The sequence below is a fragment of the Oceanobacillus sojae genome, from assembly GCF_007991515.1.
GTDB lineage: Bacteria > Bacillota > Bacilli > Bacillales > Amphibacillaceae > Oceanobacillus > Oceanobacillus sojae.
The window spans coordinates 77,102-99,543 of sequence record NZ_BJYM01000012.1; the positions used below are offsets into that span (position 1 = coordinate 77,102).

Below are 22,442 nucleotides of genomic sequence, written 5' to 3' on the forward strand. Positions count from 1 at the left end.
GATGTCCACTCCAGTCTCTGTTTTATATTTTTATTCTTGAAGAAAGGCCGGGATTTTTGTCCCGGCCTTTCTTTTATGCAGGTGCTTCCGTCAGAAAACCATAAATCATATTGTTTAATGTGTCTTTATCGGTACCCAGGCAAATTAAGTGTTTGGATCTTTCAAAAAAGACAACTTGTTTTTTTTCAGAGTGAATTAACTTATCTAAATAGTATGCTGTTTTATAAGGCACCATTCCATCAAGTTGCCCCTGAGCAATTAATACCGGCGATTGCACTTTGTCCAGATATTTTCGTGTAAAACGGACAAGTTTCATAAACTCAAAATGTGCTTTTAACGGTACAACCCCCATTTTTTTCTTATAGTGATTAAATAACTGATTTTCTTTTAAATGACCTCGCAGTCCATCACCAATTACTGCAGCAGCATCCAGGCCAAGCTGCTTTAAACATAGATATTTTCCTGAAGTAGCCAGGAGCACAAGCCTGTCAATTTTATACTTTGCTGCTAAATAAGAGGCAATCATCCCCCCCATAGAAAATCCGATAACATAAATTGTTTCAAACTGTTTGATTAGTGTTTGGAGCTCTTCTTCAGCTGCTTGAATCCAGCTCTCATAAGAAGCGTCCTCCAAATTTAACTCTGTGCCATGTCCCGGCAGGGTTGGCACCTCAATATGCCAATCCGTGTTGTCTCTTAAATAATTTGCTAATGGCTCCACTTCATAGGGCCCTCCAGTGTACCCGTGAATAATTAAACATCCAATCATGATTTTCTACTCCTTCTCGTAATTTACACTTTAAAGTGCATGTTCAAAAAATGGCATGTATTCGACTCTGAATATGAAGGCATGAACGGCTATAATGACTTCTGCGCTGTCCGTACGACTTGGCGGTTTTAGTAGAAGATCATTTTATTTCCGTTTATCCTTCGGCCACTTTTGAACATCTTCTTAAAGGAATTTCCTCCTAAGATAACTATTTCAGGAGGATAACCTTATCATCTCTTGAATTTGTTGATATATACCTACATAAATCCTTTCACAAAGGTGCTAAACTGCTTTACAATGGGAGAAACTTGATGGTAAGTACTTGCTATTTGCCCAACTTTGCTAATCACTGTGTCAAAATTCAATGGATTGCTCTCATTTGCTCCTCCGCCGTTTATGCTCTGCTGTGACTGACTTTGCTGTTGAGACATCAAATATTGTGTGGGTAATTCCGGCTTTGAAAATAATTCGTATGGAGAAAACTCTTGCCTCGTATTTCGCTGGTTTATATTTGAAGAAGCTGGTATATAAGGATTATCTCTATTCAATCCGTTGGGGAAAGTATGCCTTTGATTTAATGGTCGTTGTTGCACATCTATCACCTTCTTCTGCCTTTTTAAGTTTAAGATTACTGCCATTTTATGCAATAGAAGGCTTATAAGTGCAAACCATTTATCTATATTTAAACACATCCTCAAAAGAAAAATTTTCATCACTTAAATTTTGTTTTAACCCTAATTCATAAAGAATTTTATTTTCCTGATTTCCTTCTATTTTCTTACCATCGATAAAAATTGTCGGTGTTCCAAAAACCTTCATTTCCTGCAATTCTTTTAGATAATCTTTATTTTTCGTCACATTTTTTAATTCGTAGGTAACATCATTTTTATCTAGAAATGCCTTTACCCTATCAGATGCCTCGCTGCCTTCGCTGACAAATAATGTAACCTTCTTCATAAAAATCCTCCTACCGATTCCTACTTTATATTCACTTATTTTTAGTTACCCTATTTTTTTATGTATAAAACTTACTCAGCACATTTTTTCGCCTGAAAAGACAATCCATTTTCTGGGTATTCCAAAGGATTCCGGCTCTCCTTTTCCTAGCTCCATAGAAAAAACACCAAAGTGGTGAACTTTGGTGTTTTTATAGCTATTATCAGTCATTTTCATAATCTATTTCTAAAGAAAGAATGTCTCCAGTTTCTCCATGGACATCAATATCAGCTTCCTGCTGTCCATTAACAAGCTCCAATTCATAAACATATCTGCCATCATCAAAATCTAATTCAATTTGTACGACTTCTCCATCAAATTCCTGCTTCGCAATCTCAATGGCTTTCTCCTGTGCTATCAGATTACTCTTATTATCTTTATTGTTATTTTCTCCATTTGTTTCCTGCTGTCCAGCTTCCCAATTTCTATCATCGTCATCTCTGTCATCATTATTTCTATAATTGTCGTCAATTTCTTCGTAGACAACTTCTCCTGATTCAGCATCCATTACCACATCATATTCTTGTTTATCAACGATAACTTCTGCTTCATAATATAACTTATTTCCTTCTTTATCCAACTCTATTTCTTTAACCGTTCCTTGATATGCTTCTTCTAACTTTTTAGTTGCATCTTCAATTGTTACGTTTTCTACTGCAGCAATTTGCAGCTCCCCTTCTTTCGAGCTTGATGCTTCTGTATGGTAAATTCCTGTACCGACAACTCCTGCTAATACAATCGCACCAGCAATTATTCCAATTTTTTTATTCATTTATTTTTCCTCCTTATTTCTTATTAATTACATCTTACCCGGTAATAATGACAACACCATTTGAGCAAGATTAGAATTTCATGAGAAATGTATGATCAGGAAATTCTAATGGAGGGCCTGAGCTTTTTACCGTTTTAAATATAGTTTTATTCCTGCCAAATGTGAATTTCACCATTATAATAACAGTTGTCCCAGGCTGATTATCAGGAATTACATGAAAGCATTTATCAATTCAATTATCGTTGTCTGCAGGCTTTTACTCTTTTCTTGATATTATTGCTGACAGCTAATAAAAAATCTGGATGAATTTAAATTCTAAGCGCAGAATTTTGAATTCATCCAGACTTTTCAAAAGTATATTTATTAATCATCTATATCAATTTCTATCATTACTACATTCCCTGTATATGCATTAATCTCAATCGATGCCTCATCTTCTCCATTAACAATTTCAATTTCATAAATATAAACCCCGTCATCCGAATCCAATTCCAGATCTGTTACTTTACCCGGAAATTCCTTGAGAGCAATTTCCTTAGCTTCTTCATGTGTTAGCATCGCATCATTTTCTGTCGTTTGTTTATTAGATTTATTCTCCGTTTTTCCTTCGTCAGACTCTGAATCATCAGCTTCTGGATTTTCCTCAGCAGTATTCTCTTGTTTTTCTGTATCGTCTTCTTTATTATTAGTTGCTGTTTTTTCTACAGCTTTTAAGTCAATCACCTGTCCGGTATCTCCATTCAGCTTTAAGGAATACACGCCCTGATCCTGTGTGACTTCCATTTGATATACCGGCTCCCCGTTTTCAACACTCAGTTCCGGTTCCGAGTGCTGACCAGGATATTGGATATTAACAAGCTCGATAATCTCTTCCGAATTAAGATCCGGACTGGAGGTTGTAGCATTTGTCTGATATACAGTTAAACCAACGATAATTAGAGCAACCAGCGTACCAATCATCCATATCATTTTCTTACGCACGTCATATCACCCCTTTCCTACAGTATAAACGGCATTTTTTATGAAAGCATGGCAATTAGATTAGAATTTGATGAGAATGACCAGTATTTCTTTACTTAATAAGCTTATTGAAACGTGATATTTCCCAAAAATTTGCAGAAAAACCTTCTTTGTATTTATTATTAATGTTTTTCTCCCAGCTCCCAAGTAAACGTTGAGCCCTTCCCGACATCACTTTCCACGGTAATTTTCCCGCTATGTGTTTCAATAATTTCTTTAGCAATAGCCAGTCCCAGACCAGTTCCGCCTGTTTCTCTATTTCTCGCCCGGTCAACGCGATAAAAACGGTCAAAAATCTTCTCCTGCTCTTCAGATGCAATACCTTCTCCAAAGTCTTTAAATTGAATGAAGCTCTTCCCTGCATCCGAATACATTGATACAAGAACGTCAGTTTCACTATATTTCAAAGCATTTTCAATTAATATATATGGGATTTGCTTTAATTGATCTAGATTTCCATGAATTTTATAATTTCCTTTCTCTGCATCAAGCTGAATTCTCCGCTCGGGATAGGCATTTTGAATGGTCTGAATAACTTGCTCTACTATCTCTCGTATATTTACTTCCTGCTTCTTATTCTCGTTCTTATGCTTTGCTAATAAAAGCAGCTGCTCTACAAGCTTTTGCATCCGATCAGCTTCTGAATCAATTGCCCCTACAGATTCATCCAGTAATTCAGGCCGGCTCTTCCCCTGACGTTCAATGAGCTGTGCGTAGCTTTTTATAATCTGAATAGGTGTTTTCAGTTCATGGGAAGCATTGGATACAAAGGCTTCCTGCTTCTCAAAGTTTTCTTTTAATGAATCTATCATTTCATTAAATGTGATTTCCATTTCATAAATTTCGTCTCGGGAACGTTTTTCAACGTCTATCTTCTGCCAATTTTTATTATGAATATTCCGGCGCATCGTATCCTTTAATTTTTGGATAGGCGTTAATAAAAAGCGGCTCAGGACAATACTTGCTATAACTGTTGGAATCAATAGCACAGCACTAGAAAAGAGAAGAACGTATGTTAATGATCCTATTGTTTCATCTAAATAGACCAATTCATTCGCTATTTGAACAGTAACAATGTCTCCATTTTTCCAAATAATTGGTTTTTCAATAATTGCAAAATGACTTTCAGTATCATCTTGAACAATACGGCTTGTTTCTGTTGTTGTATAGTTTATTCTCAAGTCCGCATAACGCTGTGATCTTACTTGCACGGGCAGAACATCGTTTCCTGTTTCATTTATAATTCGAATGATTCCGTTCGCTGGCAGGTAAGCTTTTAATAGATCCCCCATTTCTTCTTCCGATAAGGAGTTATTTTCTGCAATGGCTTGTACTAAGGCGTCAGCCTGTATATGAAGTTGGTCAATCTCTCCATCAGAAGCTGATCGGTAAAAGAGAAAATAAATCGCAGTATGTGAAATAACAATCACTAAAAACATAAAAACAGAAGTAAATAAGATAATCTTTTTACGTAACGTCATTGGTTTCCTTCCTTAATAGAGTAGCCTACTCCACGGATTGTTTGAATGAACGCCTTATCATATCCTTTATCTATCTTTTGGCGCAAGTAACGGATATATACATCCACCACATTCGTTTCACCAAAGTAATCAAAGCCCCAGACCTTTTCAATTAATTGTTCACGTGTAAGTACTCTATTTTTATTTTCTAATAAACATACTAATAAATCATACTCTCTCGGGGTTAAATCAATAATATTTCCTGAACGGGTAACTTCGTGTGCTGCTGTGTCTACTTGTAAATCCCCCATCTGCAATGTCTCGTTACCCGGTCCAACCTGGACTTTTTTTCGTAAATTAGCTCGAATACGGGCCAATAATTCTTCAATTTGAAAAGGCTTCGTAATATAGTCATTTGCCCCAAGATCGAGACCATTCACTTTATCATATACTTCATCGCGGGCAGTCAATAAAATAACAGGCGTTTCATTCCCCTGCCTCCGGACTCTTCTTAATACTTCTAAGCCGCTTAATTCAGGTATCATAATATCTAATAAAACAAGTCCCCACTCTTGGGATTCTAAATATTCCAAAGCTTGTTTGCCATTTGATGCAACGGTGGTTTCGTAGCCTTCATAATCTAATTCTAATTGCAAAACACGGCTGATTTTTTGTTCATCCTCAACAATTAGGATTCGTTCTGACATTGGTCATGCCCCCTTCTCTCCCAGTTAATAAATGATTGTACAAAAAAACTGTCTCCAATAGCTGCTTGAACAATTACCTTTGTAAATAGTTCTACTTCATAATAAAGCAGAACTGCATATTCGTTCAATATCTTTTGGAGACAGTTTATTTCAATGTATGAATCGCTTAGCCTAATTGTTGTTTTAAAAATTCTATAACAGAATCTGGTGTTTTGGTATACGCACTATGCTGATGTGCTATTTTCTCACCGTTTTGAAATAGAAGAATACTTGGAATACCCATTACTTCGTATTTCTCAGCTAAACCAGAAACTTCATCACTATTTACTTCATACCAATCATAGTTCTCAAATTCTTCCATTACTTCCCCGATAAACATATCCATCCGCTTGCAATCCGGACACCAATCTGCAAAGAATTTAATAATTACGGGTTTCTCACTTTGAATAATTTCTTGAAATTCTGCTTCTGTATTAATTGACTGCATCGTTATCTCTCCAATCCTTGTTTTATTTATATTCTAATCTTCCTAGTGCCAAGGCTGCAATCAATCCGCCTATAAATAAAAGTACGGATACGATAATATTTCCTGCCCCCACTGGGATCCCTGGAAAGACAACAGTGATTGCACCGATAACAAATCCGATAATAATAGCATAGGTTATGGTGAAATAATTCCTTAAAAAGTATGCAATAACTTTACTCATAATAATAAATCCAAGTGCAATCCCTAATCCTGTTACAATAATAATGGAGAATTGAAAATGGTTAATTGCAGCAATAATGGTTGGATAGACCCCCAATAGTAACATCATCATTGATCCGCTGATACCAGGGATAATCATTACACTGCTGCCGATAAAACCTGCGACAAATAATAAAATATATGTGCTTGTATCAATATCCTGAATAACCTGTCCTTCACTCGGGTTTAAAATTCCCAAAGCACTCACAATAATAACTCCAACGATTAGCATAAGATAATGCTTTGTTTGAAATTTTGTTTTTCCTTCTGCCTTTTGATACAGGTAAGGGATGACCCCGATTACTAACCCTAAAAAGAAAAATTGTGTCTGAATCGGATAATTTTCAAAAAGCCAGCCAATTACTTTAGCAAATGAAAATATAGCTATAACCATACCTATTCCTAAAGGGGCTAAAAAGACAAGGTGTTTTTTCCAATCTTTACTAAAGAAACCGCCTATAGCTCCAATTAACTGTTCATAAATTCCTAATAGCACAGCAATTGTTCCACCACTTATGCCAGGAACAACCTCAATCGATCCCATAATAAAACCACGATAAAAATTTTTCCACTCCATATATTCTTTTTCTCCTTCATCTTTCGTTACTACCAAATCATTTTATCAAAAGTAATTAGAAAAATATACTTTAGAAAAGCTTTCTTATTGATTAATTTTGTAATGAAGCAAACATTTTCGTTGAAACATTTAATTATCAGGATGCTTCTATCATGACGATAGTTGACAAATCCTTTATAATATTTGTATATATTAAAACTTGAAAAGAAATAATACGAAATAATCATCATATATTATCATATGTATTACTGTGTTCGATTTTTTAGGGGGCAGAAGCATGAAACGCTATTTAACAGTAATCCTATTTGCAGTAAGTATCCTTATTATCTACATTGGGGCTAAATTACAAATCTATTGGAGCGGTATTCTTGCGTGGGGACTCGCATTGGTTTGTCTTATTTTTGCAGTACACTATTCGAAGTACATCCCAAATGAAAAAGCTTCTAAAAAGAAAAAGAAAGAAATATAAAAATCTCCCCGCTACCCATTTTGCCGGCGAGGAGATTTTTCCATGTCCACTAGTTTATTCCAGTCCTGCTAAGCTGCTAACCAGCTATCCATCCCAAGTACATTAAATTTCGTTTAAGCAAAGCATACAAGTTTTTATCATTTAAGTATATTATCTCTCTGCCTATCTGTACATCTGGCACTCCCATCATACTGTAAGATAAATGGATTTATTTTAAAAAGTGCGTAATAATAAAGTAAGACTTTATTTCAAGGAGTCTTTTCGGAAGACCGGGGTTGGTTACCCGCCTATCAAAATCGTTGGGGGCTGCGATTACTCGCCCCATGAAATGCGTTGGTACTGCGATTACTCGCCCCATCAAGACCGTTGCATCATGTTAAAATAATAAATATAATGAATTAACGGAGAGAGTTTCCTAAAGCAGAATTGGGGGTTCAAAGTACACATGATAAAAGATATGAAAGAAAAATATACGATTCACTGTCAAAATGAATATGACCCATTACAGCAAGTAATTGTTGCTCCACCAGATTATATGAAAATCACTACAGTTATTAATGAAACACAATCCTATTATGCAAAAGAAAATATTAATATAAAAAGAGCAACGAAGCAGCATCAATTTTTTATAGAAACATTGGAGAATCACGGGGCAGAAGTGATCCCCCTCCCAACAAAGCCTGACTTAAATGAGCAAGTCTTTACAAGAGATATTGGTTTTACACTCCATGATAGATTATTCGCAGCTAACATGGATCGGGATATTCGTAAGGAGGAATCAAAACTTCTTAAAAATTGGCTGTATGAAGAGCAATTAGACTATACTTCTTTTATAAACACAAGTATAGAAGGCGGAGATGTGATTATTGATAACAATCAGATTTGGGTCGGTTTAAGTCAACGTACAAAGCAAACAGCTATTGACTATCTCCGTGAGCAGTTTCCTCATCTACAGATTACAGCTGTTCCATTACGGGCAGATATTCTTCATTTGGATTGTGTATTTAATATTCTGGAAGATAAACACGCGCTGATTTACCCAGATGGAATGAGCGAGAGTGCCTACCAGATATTAACAGAACAATATACATTGGTTGAAGTAACGAAAGAGGAGCAATTCAGCATGGCGCCCAACATACTATCTATTGGTGACAAAAAAGTGATTAGCCTTCCTGAAAATAAACGGGTTAATAATAAATTGAAAAAGCTTGGTTACCACATTATAGAAGTTCCTTTCTCTGAAATTATCAAATCTGGTGGATCCTTCAGATGCTGTACACTCCCTCTTTATCGGAAACACTCATAGAAAATTACTTAAAGAGAGCCGGACCTGATGCAAGATAGATAATTCAGGTCCGGCTCTCTTTAAATAAACACAATATACACACGCAGAGACAGCAGCTTTTTAACCCTCCTCTTATACTTATAACCATTCGATTACTTCAAACATCTTTTTTCTTTTATCAAAAAGGAGTATAATGAGTTAATGTGGGTAAATATTTATTCAATGATAACTGAAGTATTATTTTTAGAGAATTCTATTTTGTAAGAGTATACATACAAGAATTTTAGATTAGGAAGGTTTGTGACAATGATGAGGAAAGATACGAATCAAACAGATGTCATTTTAATCGGCGGTGGAATCATGAGTGCCACGATTGGTTCCTTATTAAAAACACTACAGCCTGAATGGCAGATTAATGTTTTTGAAAAGCTTGGCCAGACAGCACAGGAAAGTTCTGATGCATGGAATAATGCCGGGACGGGTCATTCCGCTCTATGCGAGATGAACTATACACCTGAACAGGCAGACGGGTCACTCGATATTACAAAAGCAGTAAAAATAAATGAACAGTTCCAATTATCAAAGCAATACTGGTCTTATCTGGTTAAGCAGGGTATTTTAGATAACCCAAGTGATTTCATCCAAAACGTGCCACATTTAAGCTTTGTAGAAGGTGAAAAAGATGTGGAATTTCTAAAGAAACGTGTGGAAGCCCTTGTAGAAAACCCGTTATTTGAGGGTATGGAAATAACGGATAATGAAGAAACCTTAAAAGAATGGATTCCTCTTATGATGGAGGGCCGCAGTAAAAGTGAACCTATCGCTGCTTCAAAAATTGAGTCGGGGACAGATATTAACTTTGGAAGCCTGACACGTAAGCTGTTTAATCAATTAGAAGAACAGGGTACACGGCTTTACTTTAAACATGAAGTAGAATCCATCGGACGCACAAAGGATAATTTGTGGAAAGTAAAGGTTAAAAATCTATTCAATGGGAAAGTTTCTTATCACAAAGCAAAATTTGTATTTATTGGAGCAGGCGGCGGCAGCCTTCCATTATTGCAAAAAACAAATATTCCGGAATCGAAGCATATTGGCGGCTTCCCGGTGAGCGGATTATTTATGGTTTGTAATAATCCGGAGGTTGCAGAGCAGCATCACGCTAAGGTTTATGGCAAAGCTAAGGTTGGAGCTCCGCCAATGTCAGTGCCCCATTTAGATACACGATTTATCAACGGCAAGCGTTCCTTATTATTTGGACCTTTCGCAGGCTTTTCTCCTAAGTTTTTAAAAACCGGCTCAAACTTTGATTTGTTTGGATCAATTAAGCCTAACAATGTAACAACTATGCTTGCAGCTGGAGCAAAAGAGATGGCACTTACAAAATATCTTATTCAGCAAGTACTCCTCTCTGATGAAAAACGTATGGAGGATTTGCGTGAGTTCATCCCTAATGCTAAACAGGGAGAATGGGATATTATTGTAGCCGGCCAGCGTGTACAGGTCATTAAAGATACAGAAACAAGCGGAAAAGGAACGCTTCAATTCGGTACGGAGGTAATTACTGCAGAAGACGGATCCATCGCAGCTTTACTTGGAGCCTCACCTGGTGCTTCTGTTTCTGTTGATGTAATGCTTGATGTTCTGCAGCGCTGCTTCCCGCATCACTTTAAAAAATGGGAGCCGAAAATTAAAGAAATGATTCCATCCTATGGTATTTCTTTATCAGAGCATCCTGACTTATTTGCTGATTTAAATAAGAAAATAAATAAGATACTTCAGTTGGAAGCGGAAAAGGAAGTATTATTAAGCTGATAATTCAATCACCTATATATTTCAATAATTATTAAAAAGACTTCGATTCTAATCTCATAGAATCGAAGTCTTTTCTTTCAAACTACTTTCACCGGCGCCCAGGATACAGCATTTAATATAAAGGATGATAATTCTTCTTTATATTTTTCCACTTCCTCTGAAGTATGCTGGAATAAAATTAAGCCTCTTGCTGTAGATTCAATTAACGAAATAACAAATTCACTGTAATAGCTGGAATTGATATCTTCCCGAATCTCCCCATTTTCTTTCGCAGCTTCAAGATAGTCAGCAATGAGATCGTATAAAGGACGATAGATAACCTTCCATTTATCTACATCTCCGCTTCTTGTAATACCTGCATAAACAATAGAAGGAATCGTTCTATCCTCTTGATTCACTTCAAAAATACGATCTATAGCTAATCGTAAATTAATATCCAACCCCGCCTTTACATCTCCATGCTCTGTAAGGTATTGTGTATAATTAGAAATGATTTGCTGGGCTAGATCAGGAAGGACATCCATTTTACTATTATAGTATAGATAGAAAGTACCTTGAGCAATTCCTGCATTCTTAACAATCTGAGATACACGAGTATCCTCCAGGCCTTTTTCTTTAAAAATATCATAAGCACTTTCCAGAATAAGTTCTTTTTTATTCGCCGTTTTAGCCATTTCGACGCCACCTTTTAAAAAAATTAAAACTGACTGATTGTCATTCATTTATATTTATGATACCATACTTTTAGGAAAAGTTGAACATAAAAAATAAATTGCGACAGTTTTCGGGCACCCTGAACTGTACACAGCTATTTCTTGATTAATCATTAAATAATGAGACCTGCGATTACTCGGTCTATTAAAAACGTTGCTATATTTTTGTTTGAGAAAAGAGGAGAATTTTTTTGAAAAAAGCTTTTAAAATTACAAAACAAGATATGAAAAACATCATTCGTGTACCTTCTGTTCTTATTTTGATTATCGGATTAGCGATCCTCCCTTCTTTTTATGCTTGGTTTAATATAAAAGCATCCTGGGATCCATACTCCAATACACAAGGAATCAAAATTGGCGTAGTCAGTGACGATGCCGGCACAGAAGTAGAGGGCCGATCTATAAATATGGGAGACGAACTGGTAGAAAACTTAAAAGAGAATGATTCATTAGGATGGCAATTCGGTGATTCCATTGAAGAAGCAGACGAAAAGGTTTATAAAGGGGAATATTTTGCAACCATCCATATCCCTGAGAGCTTCTCCGAAGATGTAGTCAGTATACTTAATGACGAACCACGGAGTGCGATCGTTCAATATAAGGTGAATGAAAAAGTCAATGCAATCGCTCCTAAAATGACCAGTGCCGGAGCAACGCAAATCACAGAAACCATTAATGATGAATTTGTGCAGACTACGGCAAAAACATTGCTGGAAGAATTTAATAATGCAGGAATTGAGCTTGAACAAAATCTGCCTACGCTGCAAAAAATTAAAAACGCTGTGTATAATCTTCATGACCATATTGAAGATATTGATAAAGCCGGCGATCTTATTGTCGAGTTAGACGATGACCATGATAATATTCAGGGCTATGCTGATAAACTGGAGAGTCTTGGAGAGTATGAGTCAAACATCAGAGAAGGCGGAGATCAAATTCTGACTGCTCAATCCCACTTGGATGATATAAATCGGATGGGAAGTGCTGTTGTTGAGTTAAATCAAGCAATGCCTGATATCGAAAATGCGCTAACTCGAATCAGTTCTATTCAGCAATACTTCCCTGAAATTAATCAGGGACTGCAGGATGCCTATGCAGCGAGTATTACTGCCGGTGATACGTTATCGAACGTGCAAGCACGTATTCCAGAAATTAATAATCAGATTCACGACTATCAGGATCAGGTGGACCAGGCTCAGGATACATTAGATGAAGCAGAGCAGGCAAAAGACGATGTTGCAGAGCTTATTAACAATCAAATAAACGACGCTGAAAAGATAATTAATGGTCTTCCTTCTTTTGATTTTGGTACAGAAGGATCTGTTACACCAGACTTTGTAAATAACGTAAAGGATTCCGTCGGTGATTCTCAAAATACAATTGAGAATATTCTAGAGGAGCTTCGTGATTCTAATTCTATAGAGCCAAATGAATCTATTGAAAAATTAGGCAGCTCTGCAGATGCTGCAAGAGAGCAGGGAAGCGAACTATCTGCCGGTCTAGATGACATGCTTACAAAATTAGAAGAAGATAATTTTACAGAGGAGGATATAAATAATTTAAATGAGGCAATAGCCAATTATCAGGCTTCATTCAATAATACTAAAGAAGATTTAGCAAATGCTGAGTTTGTCCCAGGCACATCAAACAATGAAGAAGGCAATGACAATTCTGGAGAAGATACGCAGCAGGATGGTGAAGAGACGGAAGATACTGCAGAGGATACACAGCAGCGTGATGAGGAAATTGATAATGTAATTAATGATCTTCATGAAGATACTGTCAAAGCCTTTGATGAAATTTCAACCGTGTTAGATCAAAATATCGACCTGGCAATAAGTAATATCCGTGCATTGCCTACATTAATTGCCATGAAGGAAAATCCGGAGACGGAGGAATATGCAAATGAACAGATTAAAGCTGTTCAAGAAAGTATCAAAGGTCTTCAATCTTCCGTTACAAGTACACAGGACTCACTTGCATTACTCGAGGCTCCTGAAAACAAAGAGGAATTAGAAAAGATTCAAGATGCGCTTGAAAATAATGGTTCCAACTTAAATGAGTTAATTGATTTTCTGGGTAATAATGATTTTGACCTTAATCAATTAGAAGATATGAAAGACAATGCGATAACTAATTTAGAATCATTGCAATCCTTTAACGAGGATACATTGAATCCCTTTATGAACAATGCGTTCACTACTTTGGAAAACAAATTAAATGATGCAGATTCAAAATTAGATGCTGCTTTGAATTATACAGCCTTAGCTTCTGATTATTTATCTCAGGCTTCAACCATAATTAATGATTCACAGTATTATTTAAACCTTTTAAATGAAAATTTACCATACTATGAAGAGCAGTTCAGCGATGTATCTGATACCGTAAATCAATACTTCCCCGACTTTAAAAATGGCGTGGATATGGCAAGTTCATTTTTCCAAAATGATATGCCGCATTTAGAGGATGAAGTAAATAATCTAGCTGGATTTGTTACCAATGATATGGATGATTTAATTGAGCAGTATAAAAATTTAAATTCACTTGTTCAAGATAATTTACCAGAGGCTCAGGAAGCAATTGCTGAAATGGCAGATTTCATCCGCAATGATTGGCCGGGCTACAAAGAAGATATTCAAAATGCCTATGACCGGATCAAGCAGATGGAAGATGATCAAATTATTGAAGAATTGATTTCTGCACTGCAAAATGATTTAAGCGATGAAACAGAGTATTTCTCACGTCCGGTACAGCTGGATGAAGAAAAACTCTTCCCCATTCCAAACTATGGTTCTGCCAATACACCATTTTATACCGTACTTGCACTCTGGGTTGGTGCATTATTACTTTGTAACCTGGTTACAACAGAACTGAAGGATAAAAATAGAGAGGAATTCAGCTTAAGAGATATTTATCTCGGCAGGATGGCTCTATTCTTAATAGTGGCTGTTTTACAGGCAGTGATTGTTTCACTTGGTAATATCTTTATACTGGATGCTTATATGGCACACCCAGCTTTCTTTACACTCTTTAGTGTTCTGATTGCGCTGGCATTTATGATTATTGTCTACACGATGGTTTCCTTATTTGGAAACGTCGGAAAGGCGATTGCGATAATCTTTATGATTCTGCAATTATCAGGAGGTGGAGGAATGTTTCCTATTCAGGTAGCGCCGGAGTTTTTCCAGGCAATTCACCCGTTCCTTCCTTTCACGTATGCTATCGACATTCTCAGGGAAGCAACCGGAGGAATTGTATGGTCAGTTGTATTTAACAGATTCCTGATACTCGCCATCTTCCCGGCTATCTTCATTCTATTAGGATATACATTCCGGCCATGGATTGCACCTCGTGTTCATAAAGCATATGTAAAAACTAAGAAAAGTAATATGGTTGATTAATCTTTAAAAATAAATTAAAACAAGCTCGACAAGTTTTTTTAAACGTCGAGCTGTTTTTTATGCAATGAAATGACTTACTCTCTTTTACAATACCAGGTTTTATAATAAAATGATAAGTATCGTTTCTTTTTTAAGCAGCTTTGTTTTGCCGGTTTGAAAATGTAAAATAACAACGGAGGTTTATTGTGAAGTATTTCATAATGATTTTGCAAATTAGTGTATTATTTCTTTTTAATTTTATTGGTCAGCTTATTCAAGGATACTTCTCTCTCAGCATTCCCGGCAGCCTGATTGGCATGCTGCTGCTTTTTTGTCTGCTGTTTTTAAAAATCCTTCCTTTAGTGTGGGTTCAAACTGGAGTTGATTTTCTTTTAAAAGATATTCCCTTTTTCTTTATCCCGGTTACGGTTGGAGTTGTTCAATACTTAAGCTTTTTCTATGGAAAAGGCAGTCTTATAATTTTATTAGTTGTCATAAGTACCTTCTTTGTTATCGGTGTCAGTGGAACAATAACGAACTTCCTATTAAAAAAAGAGGTGAAATCCTATGAGTAGCTTCTTTACCGGGATAGCTACTATTGCAGGTGCTTTTATCCTTTATCAATTTTCAAAGAAGATGTACAGTATGAAGCCCAGTCCGTTTACGATGCCGATTTTTCTGTCAACAGCCAGTATTGTCATCTTTTTAATTTTAACAGGAATTCCTTATGAAACCTTTATGATTGGCGGTCAGTGGATAGATATTTTTCTTGGCCCAATCGTTGTTTCTCTGGCAGTTCCTTTATATAGGGAGATTCATTTAATAAAAAAATACGCAGGGGCAATAAGTATCGGTATATTTGCCGGTTCTCTGACCGGCGTTCTTACCGGAATAGCGGGAGCAAAGCTCTTTGGATTTGAAAGCTGGCTGATCCAATCTGTTGCAGCTAAATCTGTAACTGCTCCGATTGCCATCAGTATTACAGATACAGCAGGAGGGAATGTTTCACTGGCAGCAGTTTTCGTCATGATAGCTGGTGTCAGCGGGGCAATGTTTGGACCTGTTATTTTGAAAATTTGCCGTATCCAGCATCCCATTGCCAGAGGACTCAGTTTCGGAACTGCTTCCCACGCCATTGGTACCGCAAAAGCACTAGAAAACGGAAAAATAGAGGGTGCTATCAGTGTTTTATCGATGACGATCAGCGCAGTGTTTGTTTCTTTTCTCGTCCCTATTTTCTTAGCTATTATGTAACGCACATTCAGCATGCTTTGAAAACCTATCTAGTTTTTTATCCATAAAAAAAGCCGTGCAAATCTTATGTTAGAGATTTGCACGGCTTTTTGCTTATTTTTTCTTAGCTGCTTTTTCACGTTCATTTTTATTTAAGATTTTTTTGCGAAGACGAATAGATTCTGGTGTAACTTCACAATACTCGTCATCACTTAAATATTGTAATGCTTCTTCAAGAGACATATCTCTTGTTTTACGGATTGTTGATGTCTGGTCTTTCGTTGCTGACCGCACGTTAGTTAAGTGCTTTTCTTTCGTGATATTAACGGTTAAGTCATTTTCACGGTTGTGTTCTCCGACAATCATACCGGCATAAACTTCCGTACCTGGAGTGATAAAGATAACCCCACGATCTTCTAAATTCATAATTCCATAAGTAGAAGCTTTTCCATTTTCAAGTGCTACAAGCACACCCTCGCGGCGTCCGCCAACCTGTCCTTTAATAACAGGCTCAAATGCTTCAAACGTATGGTTAATGATTCCATAACCGCGTGTTTGTGACATAAATTCTGTTGTATATCCTAAAAGTCCGCGAGACGGCACTTTGAACTCGATACGAACCTGTCCATTACCCTGGTTAGACATATCAAGCATTTCGCCTTTACGTTCTCCCAGAGATTCCATCACGGCTCCTGTGTATTCTTCCGGAACATCCACTTGTACACGCTCCATCGGCTCACACTTAACACCGTCAATCTCTTTAATAATTACTTCCGGTTTAGACAATTGGAGCTCATAGCCCTCGCGACGCATGTTTTCAATAAGAATAGATAGATGCAGTTCTCCGCGTCCTGATACAGTCCAGGCATCTGGTGAGCTTGTTGGATCAACACGTAAGCTTACATCGGTTTCTAATTGTTTTAACAAACGCTCTTCAATTCTGCGGGAAGTAATATATTTTCCTTCTTTTCCTGCAAACGGACTGTTGTTTACGACAAATGTCATTTGCAGTGTCGGCTCATCAATACGCAGCCAAGGAAGTGGATCTGGATGATCTGCCGGACAAACTGTTTCACCGACATTCAAGTCTTCCATACCTGAAAGTGCCACGATATCTCCTGCTACTGCTTCTTGAATTTCAATCCGTTTTAACCCGATAAAACCAAATAGTTTGGAAACACGGAAGGATTTCTGTGATCCGTCTTCTTTTAAAACGACAACCTGCTGTCCTACTTTAATAGTTCCACGGACAACACGGCCAACACCGATACGTCCCACATAATCATTATAGTCCAATAAAGTTACTTGAAATTGTAATGGTTCTTCTCTAGTATCAATTGGAGCCGGGATATGGTCCAAAATAGTTTTAAACACTGGATCCATTGTTTCCTGCTGATCTTCCGGCTCTAAACCAGACGTTCCGTTTAATGCAGAAGCATATACAACCGGGAATTCTAATTGGTTATCATCCGCTCCCAGTTCAATAAATAAATCCAATACTTCATCAATAACTTCTTCTGGCCGTGCATTAGGTCTGTCTACTTTATTTAATACCACAATTGGCGTTAATTTTTGTTCTAAAGCTTTTTTCAATACAAAACGCGTCTGCGGCATAGTTCCTTCATAAGCATCAACGACTAAGGCAACACCGTCAACCATTTTCATAATACGCTCAACCTCACCGCCAAAGTCGGCGTGACCCGGTGTATCAAGGATATTAATTGTCGAATCTCCATATTTCACAGCTGTATTTTTAGCCAGGATTGTAATCCCGCGCTCACGTTCTATATCTCCAGAGTCCATCGCACGCTCATCTACGTGCTCATTTTCCCGAAAAGTCCCAGAATATTTTAATAGCTGATCCACTAATGTTGTTTTCCCGTGGTCAACGTGTGCAATAATTGCGATATTACGAATATCATTTCTTAATTGCATAAATAGTACGCTCCTCTAACATATCGAATGTAAAACCAATTTATTATATCATATTTTGAAGAATAATGTAAAATTATTTTTTTATTTTAATATGTGTCCGTTTCCTATTAATTATTATGACAGCATTACCCTGTGTTATAATTCAAATAATAAATAATAAAGGGTGGTTTCTATGTGGAAAGATATACTGATACCCGGAGCTGCTGCAGCAGTTGTCTCTTTTATCATGTTTCTTTCCAGTAAAAACTTAGAAAAAAAGACCATGGATTTGTATTTAACTATTACCGGCTAAGCTATCGACGCAGATTAAAAAGAAATTTATGGTCTATTCCTGTTATAGTTATTGGACTACTCATTATCTTTTTCCTATCAAGCTTTTCAACAATGTATAGTACAATGATTATAGCTTTTTTCATTATTCTTTTTGCTATTGAAATTCTTTATAATTTGAGGAAATGGCAAAAAGAAAAAGCAAATTCTTGAACTTTTCCCTGTTGAATAATTTTATAGAAAAGACTTCTTTCCCGCCTGGTGATTAGGCATAGAAAGAAGTCTTTTCTTAATTCTTTACGACTTTAATTTTTTATTTCCTTTAGTTTTATTAGGTACAGGGAGGCACATAGTAAATTTTGCCCCGCCTAATTTTTTGGATTTTCCAGCGTATATTTTTCCATTTGACTGTTCAATAATTGCCCGGGCAATAGCAAGACCCAATCCAGTCTCTCCGCCTTTTCCTTTGATAAATCGATGGAAGATTTTATCCATATCTTCTTCGGAAACTCCTTTTCCATCGTCCTCAATATCAAAGAAGATGTAATTCTTTTTCTTATACACATGGATAGATACCTCTTCATGAGCATATCTAATAGCATTAAATACCACATTTGTAACAGCTCGCAAAAGTTTTTCTTCGTCAGCATAGACCGTAATCGAACCGTCCACCTTCTGCTGAAGCTTCAGTTTATTTTCATTGACGATTGGCAATGCTTTACTCAAAATTCCATCAACGAAAGTCTGCACGTCAATTTCTGTTTCTTCGTACACATCAGGCTGAGAATCTAATTTAGCAAGCAGAATCATCTCATTAATAATTTTCTTCAGCCGACTGACCTCCGTTACCATAACATCTAAGCCTTTTTCTGCGTCCTCCTCATCAAAAATACCGTCACGAATTCCTTCTGCATAGCCTTGAATCGTCATCAAGGGGGTTTTCAGCTCATGACTCGCATTTTGGAAGAAGGTTTGCTGTGATTTCATATATTGCTCCAGTGTCTGTGCCATATCGTAGACAGTCTGCTCTACTTCTTTTATCTCACCGCTTGCCCGAATTCGTTTCATTTGATCAAATTGCCGATTTTCCACCTTTTTCAGCTCTTTTTTCAGCAGGGACAATGGCGTAACCAGTTTATTCGTCATAAAATAGCTTAAAATAACTGCGGCTAATGCTCCGATTAAAAATACCCATGCCAGCCGGAAGAAAAAGTTTTGCTGTACAGCTCTTAAATCATTGATCGGCGTTAATAAGATTAATTCCAGCCCCGATTGCTCCGGGGAAAATATAATTCTTTGTGTTACGAAACGGTCATTTCCATGCTGCCACAATGTTTCTTCATTATCTTCAAAGTTATTTTCATCGAAAAATTCATTTACTACAGAAATTGACATGGTAGAAAATAAAACCGTATCTAAATTCCGGTCATACAAGAACAGCTGTAAATCCTGATCCTGTAAAAAGTCATTGATATTCCGGTACTCACTTGCATCATCATATTCTGAAAGAAAATTAATCAATAATTCTCCCGTCTCTGCAAGCTGGCGCTGCTCATCTTGAATTAACACATCTAAAACGAGCGAATAAATAACTAAGCCTGCAGCTGTCATGATTACAAGAAGCAATGCTGTAAAAGCAGCATTTAATTGTGATTGTAATTTCATTGCTATGCTTCCTCATCTTTTCTCAGACGATAGCCGAATCCCCATACTGTCTCAAGAGGAATATTCTCCATCTTTTTACGGATTCGTTTCATTAGATCATCCACAGCCCGGTCACTGCCAAAATAATCATCACCCCATACCTTTACCAGTAATTCCTCACGGGAAAAAGCACGGTTGGGATTCTCTGCTAAAAGAAGCAGCATATCATATTCCTTAGCAGTTGTTTCATACTCTATCCCTTCAAAAAATACCCTGCGCTCATTCTTATAAACAAGGAGCTGGTCCACCTTGACACGGTCATCAGCTTCCTTATCCATGATAGACTTTGGCTGGACCCGTTTGAACAGCCTTTTAATACGGGCAATTAATTCTCTAGGGCTAAACGGCTTTGTTAAATAGTCATCGCCTCCGAGCTCTAAGCCCAGGATTTTATCAATTTCTTCATCTTTAGCTGAAATAATAATAATTGGAACATCACTTTCATTCCTGATCTTTTTGCAAAATTCATAACCATCCATCCCCGGGAGCATAATATCTAATACCCACATATCAGGAGGGTTGTTTTCCCATAATGTCCAGCCATCTTCTGCATTATCTAATACGGTTACCTGGTATCCTTCTTTTTTCAAATAAGCAACGACAATATCTTGTATGTTTTTATCATCTTCTATCAAACCGATATGGTATGACATATGTTCTTCACCTCTTCAAATACAATATAAACTGGAAGTTCTTTTCCTGCAAATAAGGCCTGCATACTGGATATAGTTATAGTTTGAAAAAACGCATAAATTTCATAAAATTTCATTTTACACTATCTATTTTTACATGAATATACTTCCAATGACAAATCAAGTTCAAGATTACACAGTTTTTACACAATTATACCAAAGGATTTCCCACGATACCCACTATAATAAAGATAAATCAAATAACTTGGAGGTGCTTTACAATGAGTAATAATGATTATCAAAATGAAAAAAATGAACACGTACCGGGTGGGATAGAAAATAAAGATACTCATCCGGATGATGAAGCATCGACAATTGAAGAAAATAGATCAGAGCAAGATTCGACAAATGAACAGCAAACAACATATATTGCTTCATCAGAAAAAAAATCAAAAAGACCAAAAACTTCTAAAGGCTGGGTCCGCGGTTTTTTTAGCGGAGCACTTGGAGGAATTGTTTCTGCCATACTTGTTATCATGCTCCTGGGAAATCAATTGTTGTCAGCTTCTGGTGATACGATAAACCCGACGGGAGAACAAAGCGCAGCATCCGAACAGTCATCGGATTCAGTCATCCCTACCCTGGCTTCTGATGATGCTGATGTATCCGCTGATGTCTCTGAGGTATCAAAAGCAGTGGTTGGAGTCATCAATATGCAGCAGCAAAACCTGTGGGAAGGCAGCCAGGAAGCTGGAACCGGCTCTGGAATCATTTATAAAAAAGAGGATGGAAAAGCTTATGTTATCACGAATAACCACGTTGTAGAAGGTGCTGAGCAAGTCCAAGTGGCTCTGGATGAAGAGCATCAGGTTGATGCAACAGTGCTAGGAACGGATGCTTTAACAGACTTAGCAGTTCTTGAAATTGATGGTGAATATGTAGATACGGTAGCCAATTTAGGATCCAGTGAAGATGCACAAGTGGGAGAAACAGTACTTGCTATTGGAAACCCTCTTGGAATGGACTTTAATAATAGTGTAACAAAAGGTATAATCAGTGGATTAAATCGTTCTGTAGAGGTAGATACAAATGGAGACGGTGCTGCTGACTGGGTAACTGAAGTTCTGCAAACAGACGCAGCAATTAACCCGGGTAACAGCGGTGGAGCATTAGTTAATTCAAACGGTGATGTTATTGGAATAAACTCTATGAAAATTGCTCAAAGTCAAGTAGAAGGTATTGGCTTTGCCATTCCTATTGACGAAGCTCTCCCAATCATTGAAAAACTCGAAACAGATGGTGAGGTTTCCCGTCCGTTGATTGGTATTTCTACTGCACCATTAAGTCAAGTACCGGCAGAATATCAGCAGGAAATTCAGCTTCCTGAAGATGTAGAAGGCGGCATGGTTGTTGCTAATGTACAGCCAAATTCTCCAGCAGATAATGCTAATCTGCAACAATTTGACGTCATTACCAAAATCAATGGAAATCCTGTCAAATCTATAATTGATCTCAGAAAAGAGCTTTATGCTCAAGGACAGGCTGGTGAGCATGTAGAAATCGAATTTATACGTGATGGTGAAGTACATTCCATTACGTTAAAAATGGATGAGCTTCAAACAAATGAATCTTAATGCAAAGTTAGAATAAGAAGCGTAACAGATATTTAAAGAAATATTAGAAGCGGCATACAGGAGCAAATCAGAGCTCTGCATGCCGCTTTTTTAATGCATCATTTTTTCAGAATAATATTGATTTCCGCGCATAGGATACGCTGAATAGAGAATTATGTAAGAAAAGCCTAGAAAGTCACTTGGTCTTTAAAACGATGGTGTTCTTACCAAGGAGATGTCCGCTACGGGAAGTCGCTTTCTGATGGGACGAGTAAGCGCAGAACACAGAAAAGAAAGTTCGGTTAAGTTCGCGACGTCCTGTCTCAGGCACCGAACTGACATACGTC

Annotated in this window: 20 protein-coding genes; 7 read left to right on the forward strand and 13 right to left on the reverse strand. The window is 37.1% G+C overall.

All coding sequences use genetic code 11. The features are described 5' to 3' along the window. Positions 1–73: 73 nt before the first annotated feature. From OSO01_RS14495 to OSO01_RS14535, 9 genes are all read right to left on the reverse strand, one after another. Positions 74–769 carry an alpha/beta hydrolase gene (locus OSO01_RS14495; protein WP_147211153.1) on the reverse strand — a complete coding sequence of 232 codons (696 nt, stop codon included), beginning with the start codon at positions 767–769 and terminating at the stop codon, positions 74–76. 257 nt (positions 770–1,026) lie between these two features. Further along, the gene (locus tag OSO01_RS14500) at positions 1,027–1,362 is read right to left on the reverse strand and encodes a YppG family protein (protein WP_246145173.1); all 336 of its coding nucleotides are present in this window, start codon (positions 1,360–1,362) and stop codon (positions 1,027–1,029) included. Between the two features lie 79 nt (positions 1,363–1,441). Then, positions 1,442–1,726, reverse strand: a complete 285-nt coding sequence (locus tag OSO01_RS14505) for a glutaredoxin family protein (RefSeq protein ID WP_147211155.1) — start codon at positions 1,724–1,726, stop codon at positions 1,442–1,444. A 202-nt stretch (positions 1,727–1,928) separates the two neighbouring features. Next, on the reverse strand, positions 1,929–2,537 hold the full coding sequence (locus tag OSO01_RS14510) for a PepSY domain-containing protein (RefSeq protein ID WP_147211156.1): 609 nt from the start codon (positions 2,535–2,537) through the stop codon (positions 1,929–1,931). Positions 2,538–2,900: 363 nt separating this feature from the next. After that, the gene (locus tag OSO01_RS14515) at positions 2,901–3,518 is read right to left on the reverse strand and encodes a PepSY domain-containing protein (RefSeq protein ID WP_147211157.1); all 618 of its coding nucleotides are present in this window, start codon (positions 3,516–3,518) and stop codon (positions 2,901–2,903) included. Between the two features lie 161 nt (positions 3,519–3,679). Next, positions 3,680–5,038 (reverse strand): sensor histidine kinase, encoded by a 1,359-nt coding sequence (locus tag OSO01_RS14520; protein WP_147211158.1) that lies wholly within the window; start codon positions 5,036–5,038, stop codon positions 3,680–3,682. Continuing rightward, positions 5,035–5,724, reverse strand: a complete 690-nt coding sequence (locus OSO01_RS14525; protein ID WP_147211159.1) for a response regulator transcription factor — start codon at positions 5,722–5,724, stop codon at positions 5,035–5,037. Before OSO01_RS14525 ends, OSO01_RS14520 begins: the two co-directional genes overlap by 4 nt. Before the next feature lie 166 nt (positions 5,725–5,890). Beyond that, positions 5,891–6,211 (reverse strand): thioredoxin family protein, encoded by a 321-nt coding sequence (locus OSO01_RS14530; protein WP_147211160.1) that lies wholly within the window; start codon positions 6,209–6,211, stop codon positions 5,891–5,893. 22 nt (positions 6,212–6,233) lie between these two features. Next, positions 6,234–7,046 (reverse strand): DUF368 domain-containing protein, encoded by an 813-nt coding sequence (locus OSO01_RS14535; RefSeq protein ID WP_147211161.1) that lies wholly within the window; start codon positions 7,044–7,046, stop codon positions 6,234–6,236. 277 nt (positions 7,047–7,323) lie between these two features. Between OSO01_RS14535 and OSO01_RS14540 the strand changes: the two genes are divergently transcribed. The 3 genes from OSO01_RS14540 to mqo all read left to right on the forward strand — a co-directional run bounded on the left by OSO01_RS14540 (position 7,324) and on the right by mqo (position 10,615). Further along, positions 7,324–7,515: a hypothetical protein gene (locus tag OSO01_RS14540; RefSeq protein ID WP_147211162.1), complete on the forward strand. Its 192-nt coding sequence runs from the start codon at positions 7,324–7,326 to the stop codon at positions 7,513–7,515. A 445-nt stretch (positions 7,516–7,960) separates the two neighbouring features. Continuing rightward, positions 7,961–8,821 carry a dimethylarginine dimethylaminohydrolase family protein gene (locus OSO01_RS14545; protein WP_246145174.1) on the forward strand — a complete coding sequence of 287 codons (861 nt, stop codon included), beginning with the start codon at positions 7,961–7,963 and terminating at the stop codon, positions 8,819–8,821. Between the two features lie 288 nt (positions 8,822–9,109). After that, positions 9,110–10,615 carry a malate dehydrogenase (quinone) gene (gene mqo, locus OSO01_RS14550; RefSeq protein WP_147211283.1) on the forward strand — a complete coding sequence of 502 codons (1,506 nt, stop codon included), beginning with the start codon at positions 9,110–9,112 and terminating at the stop codon, positions 10,613–10,615. 77 nt (positions 10,616–10,692) lie between these two features. Here mqo and OSO01_RS14555 read toward each other — a convergent pair whose 3' ends face one another. Beyond that, positions 10,693–11,289: a TetR/AcrR family transcriptional regulator gene (locus OSO01_RS14555; protein WP_186813670.1), complete on the reverse strand. Its 597-nt coding sequence runs from the start codon at positions 11,287–11,289 to the stop codon at positions 10,693–10,695. Positions 11,290–11,519: 230 nt separating this feature from the next. Between OSO01_RS14555 and OSO01_RS14560 the strand changes: the two genes are divergently transcribed. From OSO01_RS14560 to OSO01_RS14570, 3 genes are all read left to right on the forward strand, one after another. Beyond that, positions 11,520–14,729 carry a YhgE/Pip domain-containing protein gene (locus tag OSO01_RS14560; protein ID WP_147211166.1) on the forward strand — a complete coding sequence of 1,070 codons (3,210 nt, stop codon included), beginning with the start codon at positions 11,520–11,522 and terminating at the stop codon, positions 14,727–14,729. 185 nt (positions 14,730–14,914) lie between these two features. Further along, positions 14,915–15,283, forward strand: coding sequence for a CidA/LrgA family protein (locus OSO01_RS14565; protein ID WP_147211168.1), 369 nt, complete (start codon positions 14,915–14,917; stop codon positions 15,281–15,283). Then, entirely contained in the window at positions 15,276–15,962 is a 687-nt protein-coding gene (locus OSO01_RS14570) for an LrgB family protein (RefSeq protein ID WP_147211169.1), read from the forward strand. Before OSO01_RS14565 ends, OSO01_RS14570 begins: the two co-directional genes overlap by 8 nt. Before the next feature lie 93 nt (positions 15,963–16,055). Here the strand turns inward: OSO01_RS14570 and typA are convergent, their stop codons facing one another. The 3 genes from typA to OSO01_RS14585 form a co-directional block, all read right to left on the reverse strand. Beyond that, complete coding sequence (gene typA / locus OSO01_RS14575; RefSeq protein WP_147211171.1) at positions 16,056–17,876, reverse strand: translational GTPase TypA; 1,821 nt, start codon at positions 17,874–17,876, stop codon at positions 16,056–16,058. 567 nt (positions 17,877–18,443) lie between these two features. Beyond that, entirely contained in the window at positions 18,444–19,811 is a 1,368-nt protein-coding gene (locus OSO01_RS14580) for a sensor histidine kinase (RefSeq protein WP_147211173.1), read from the reverse strand. A gap of 2 nt (positions 19,812–19,813) precedes the next feature. Beyond that, positions 19,814–20,503 carry a response regulator transcription factor gene (locus OSO01_RS14585; RefSeq protein ID WP_147211175.1) on the reverse strand — a complete coding sequence of 230 codons (690 nt, stop codon included), beginning with the start codon at positions 20,501–20,503 and terminating at the stop codon, positions 19,814–19,816. A 260-nt stretch (positions 20,504–20,763) separates the two neighbouring features. On the opposite strand from OSO01_RS14585, the gene OSO01_RS14590 reads away from it, so the two are divergent. Continuing rightward, positions 20,764–22,116 (forward strand): S1C family serine protease, encoded by a 1,353-nt coding sequence (locus OSO01_RS14590; RefSeq protein WP_147211176.1) that lies wholly within the window; start codon positions 20,764–20,766, stop codon positions 22,114–22,116. Positions 22,117–22,442: the final 326 nt, after the last annotated feature.

What these genes read in the sequence shown, in the direction of transcription:
- OSO01_RS14495 (WP_147211153.1), bottom strand. Translation starts at nt 769, where the DNA reads ATGATTGGATGTTTAATTATTCACGGGTACACTGGAGGGCCCTATGAA.
- OSO01_RS14505 (WP_147211155.1), bottom strand. Translation starts at nt 1,726, where the DNA reads ATGAAGAAGGTTACATTATTTGTCAGCGAAGGCAGCGAGGCATCTGAT.
- OSO01_RS14510 (WP_147211156.1), bottom strand. Translation starts at nt 2,537, where the DNA reads ATGAATAAAAAAATTGGAATAATTGCTGGTGCGATTGTATTAGCAGGA.
- OSO01_RS14520 (WP_147211158.1), bottom strand. Translation starts at nt 5,038, where the DNA reads ATGACGTTACGTAAAAAGATTATCTTATTTACTTCTGTTTTTATGTTT.
- OSO01_RS14525 (WP_147211159.1), bottom strand. Translation starts at nt 5,724, where the DNA reads ATGTCAGAACGAATCCTAATTGTTGAGGATGAACAAAAAATCAGCCGT.
- OSO01_RS14530 (WP_147211160.1), bottom strand. Translation starts at nt 6,211, where the DNA reads ATGCAGTCAATTAATACAGAAGCAGAATTTCAAGAAATTATTCAAAGT.
- OSO01_RS14535 (WP_147211161.1), bottom strand. Translation starts at nt 7,046, where the DNA reads ATGGAGTGGAAAAATTTTTATCGTGGTTTTATTATGGGATCGATTGAG.
- OSO01_RS14540 (WP_147211162.1), top strand. Translation starts at nt 7,324, where the DNA reads ATGAAACGCTATTTAACAGTAATCCTATTTGCAGTAAGTATCCTTATT.
- OSO01_RS14545 (WP_246145174.1), top strand. Translation starts at nt 7,961, where the DNA reads ATGATAAAAGATATGAAAGAAAAATATACGATTCACTGTCAAAATGAA.
- mqo (WP_147211283.1), top strand. Translation starts at nt 9,110, where the DNA reads ATGAGGAAAGATACGAATCAAACAGATGTCATTTTAATCGGCGGTGGA.
- OSO01_RS14555 (WP_186813670.1), bottom strand. Translation starts at nt 11,289, where the DNA reads ATGGCTAAAACGGCGAATAAAAAAGAACTTATTCTGGAAAGTGCTTAT.
- OSO01_RS14570 (WP_147211169.1), top strand. Translation starts at nt 15,276, where the DNA reads ATGAGTAGCTTCTTTACCGGGATAGCTACTATTGCAGGTGCTTTTATC.
- typA (WP_147211171.1), bottom strand. Translation starts at nt 17,876, where the DNA reads ATGCAATTAAGAAATGATATTCGTAATATCGCAATTATTGCACACGTT.
- OSO01_RS14580 (WP_147211173.1), bottom strand. Translation starts at nt 19,811, where the DNA reads ATGAAATTACAATCACAATTAAATGCTGCTTTTACAGCATTGCTTCTT.
- OSO01_RS14585 (WP_147211175.1), bottom strand. Translation starts at nt 20,503, where the DNA reads ATGTCATACCATATCGGTTTGATAGAAGATGATAAAAACATACAAGAT.
- OSO01_RS14590 (WP_147211176.1), top strand. Translation starts at nt 20,764, where the DNA reads ATGAGTAATAATGATTATCAAAATGAAAAAAATGAACACGTACCGGGT.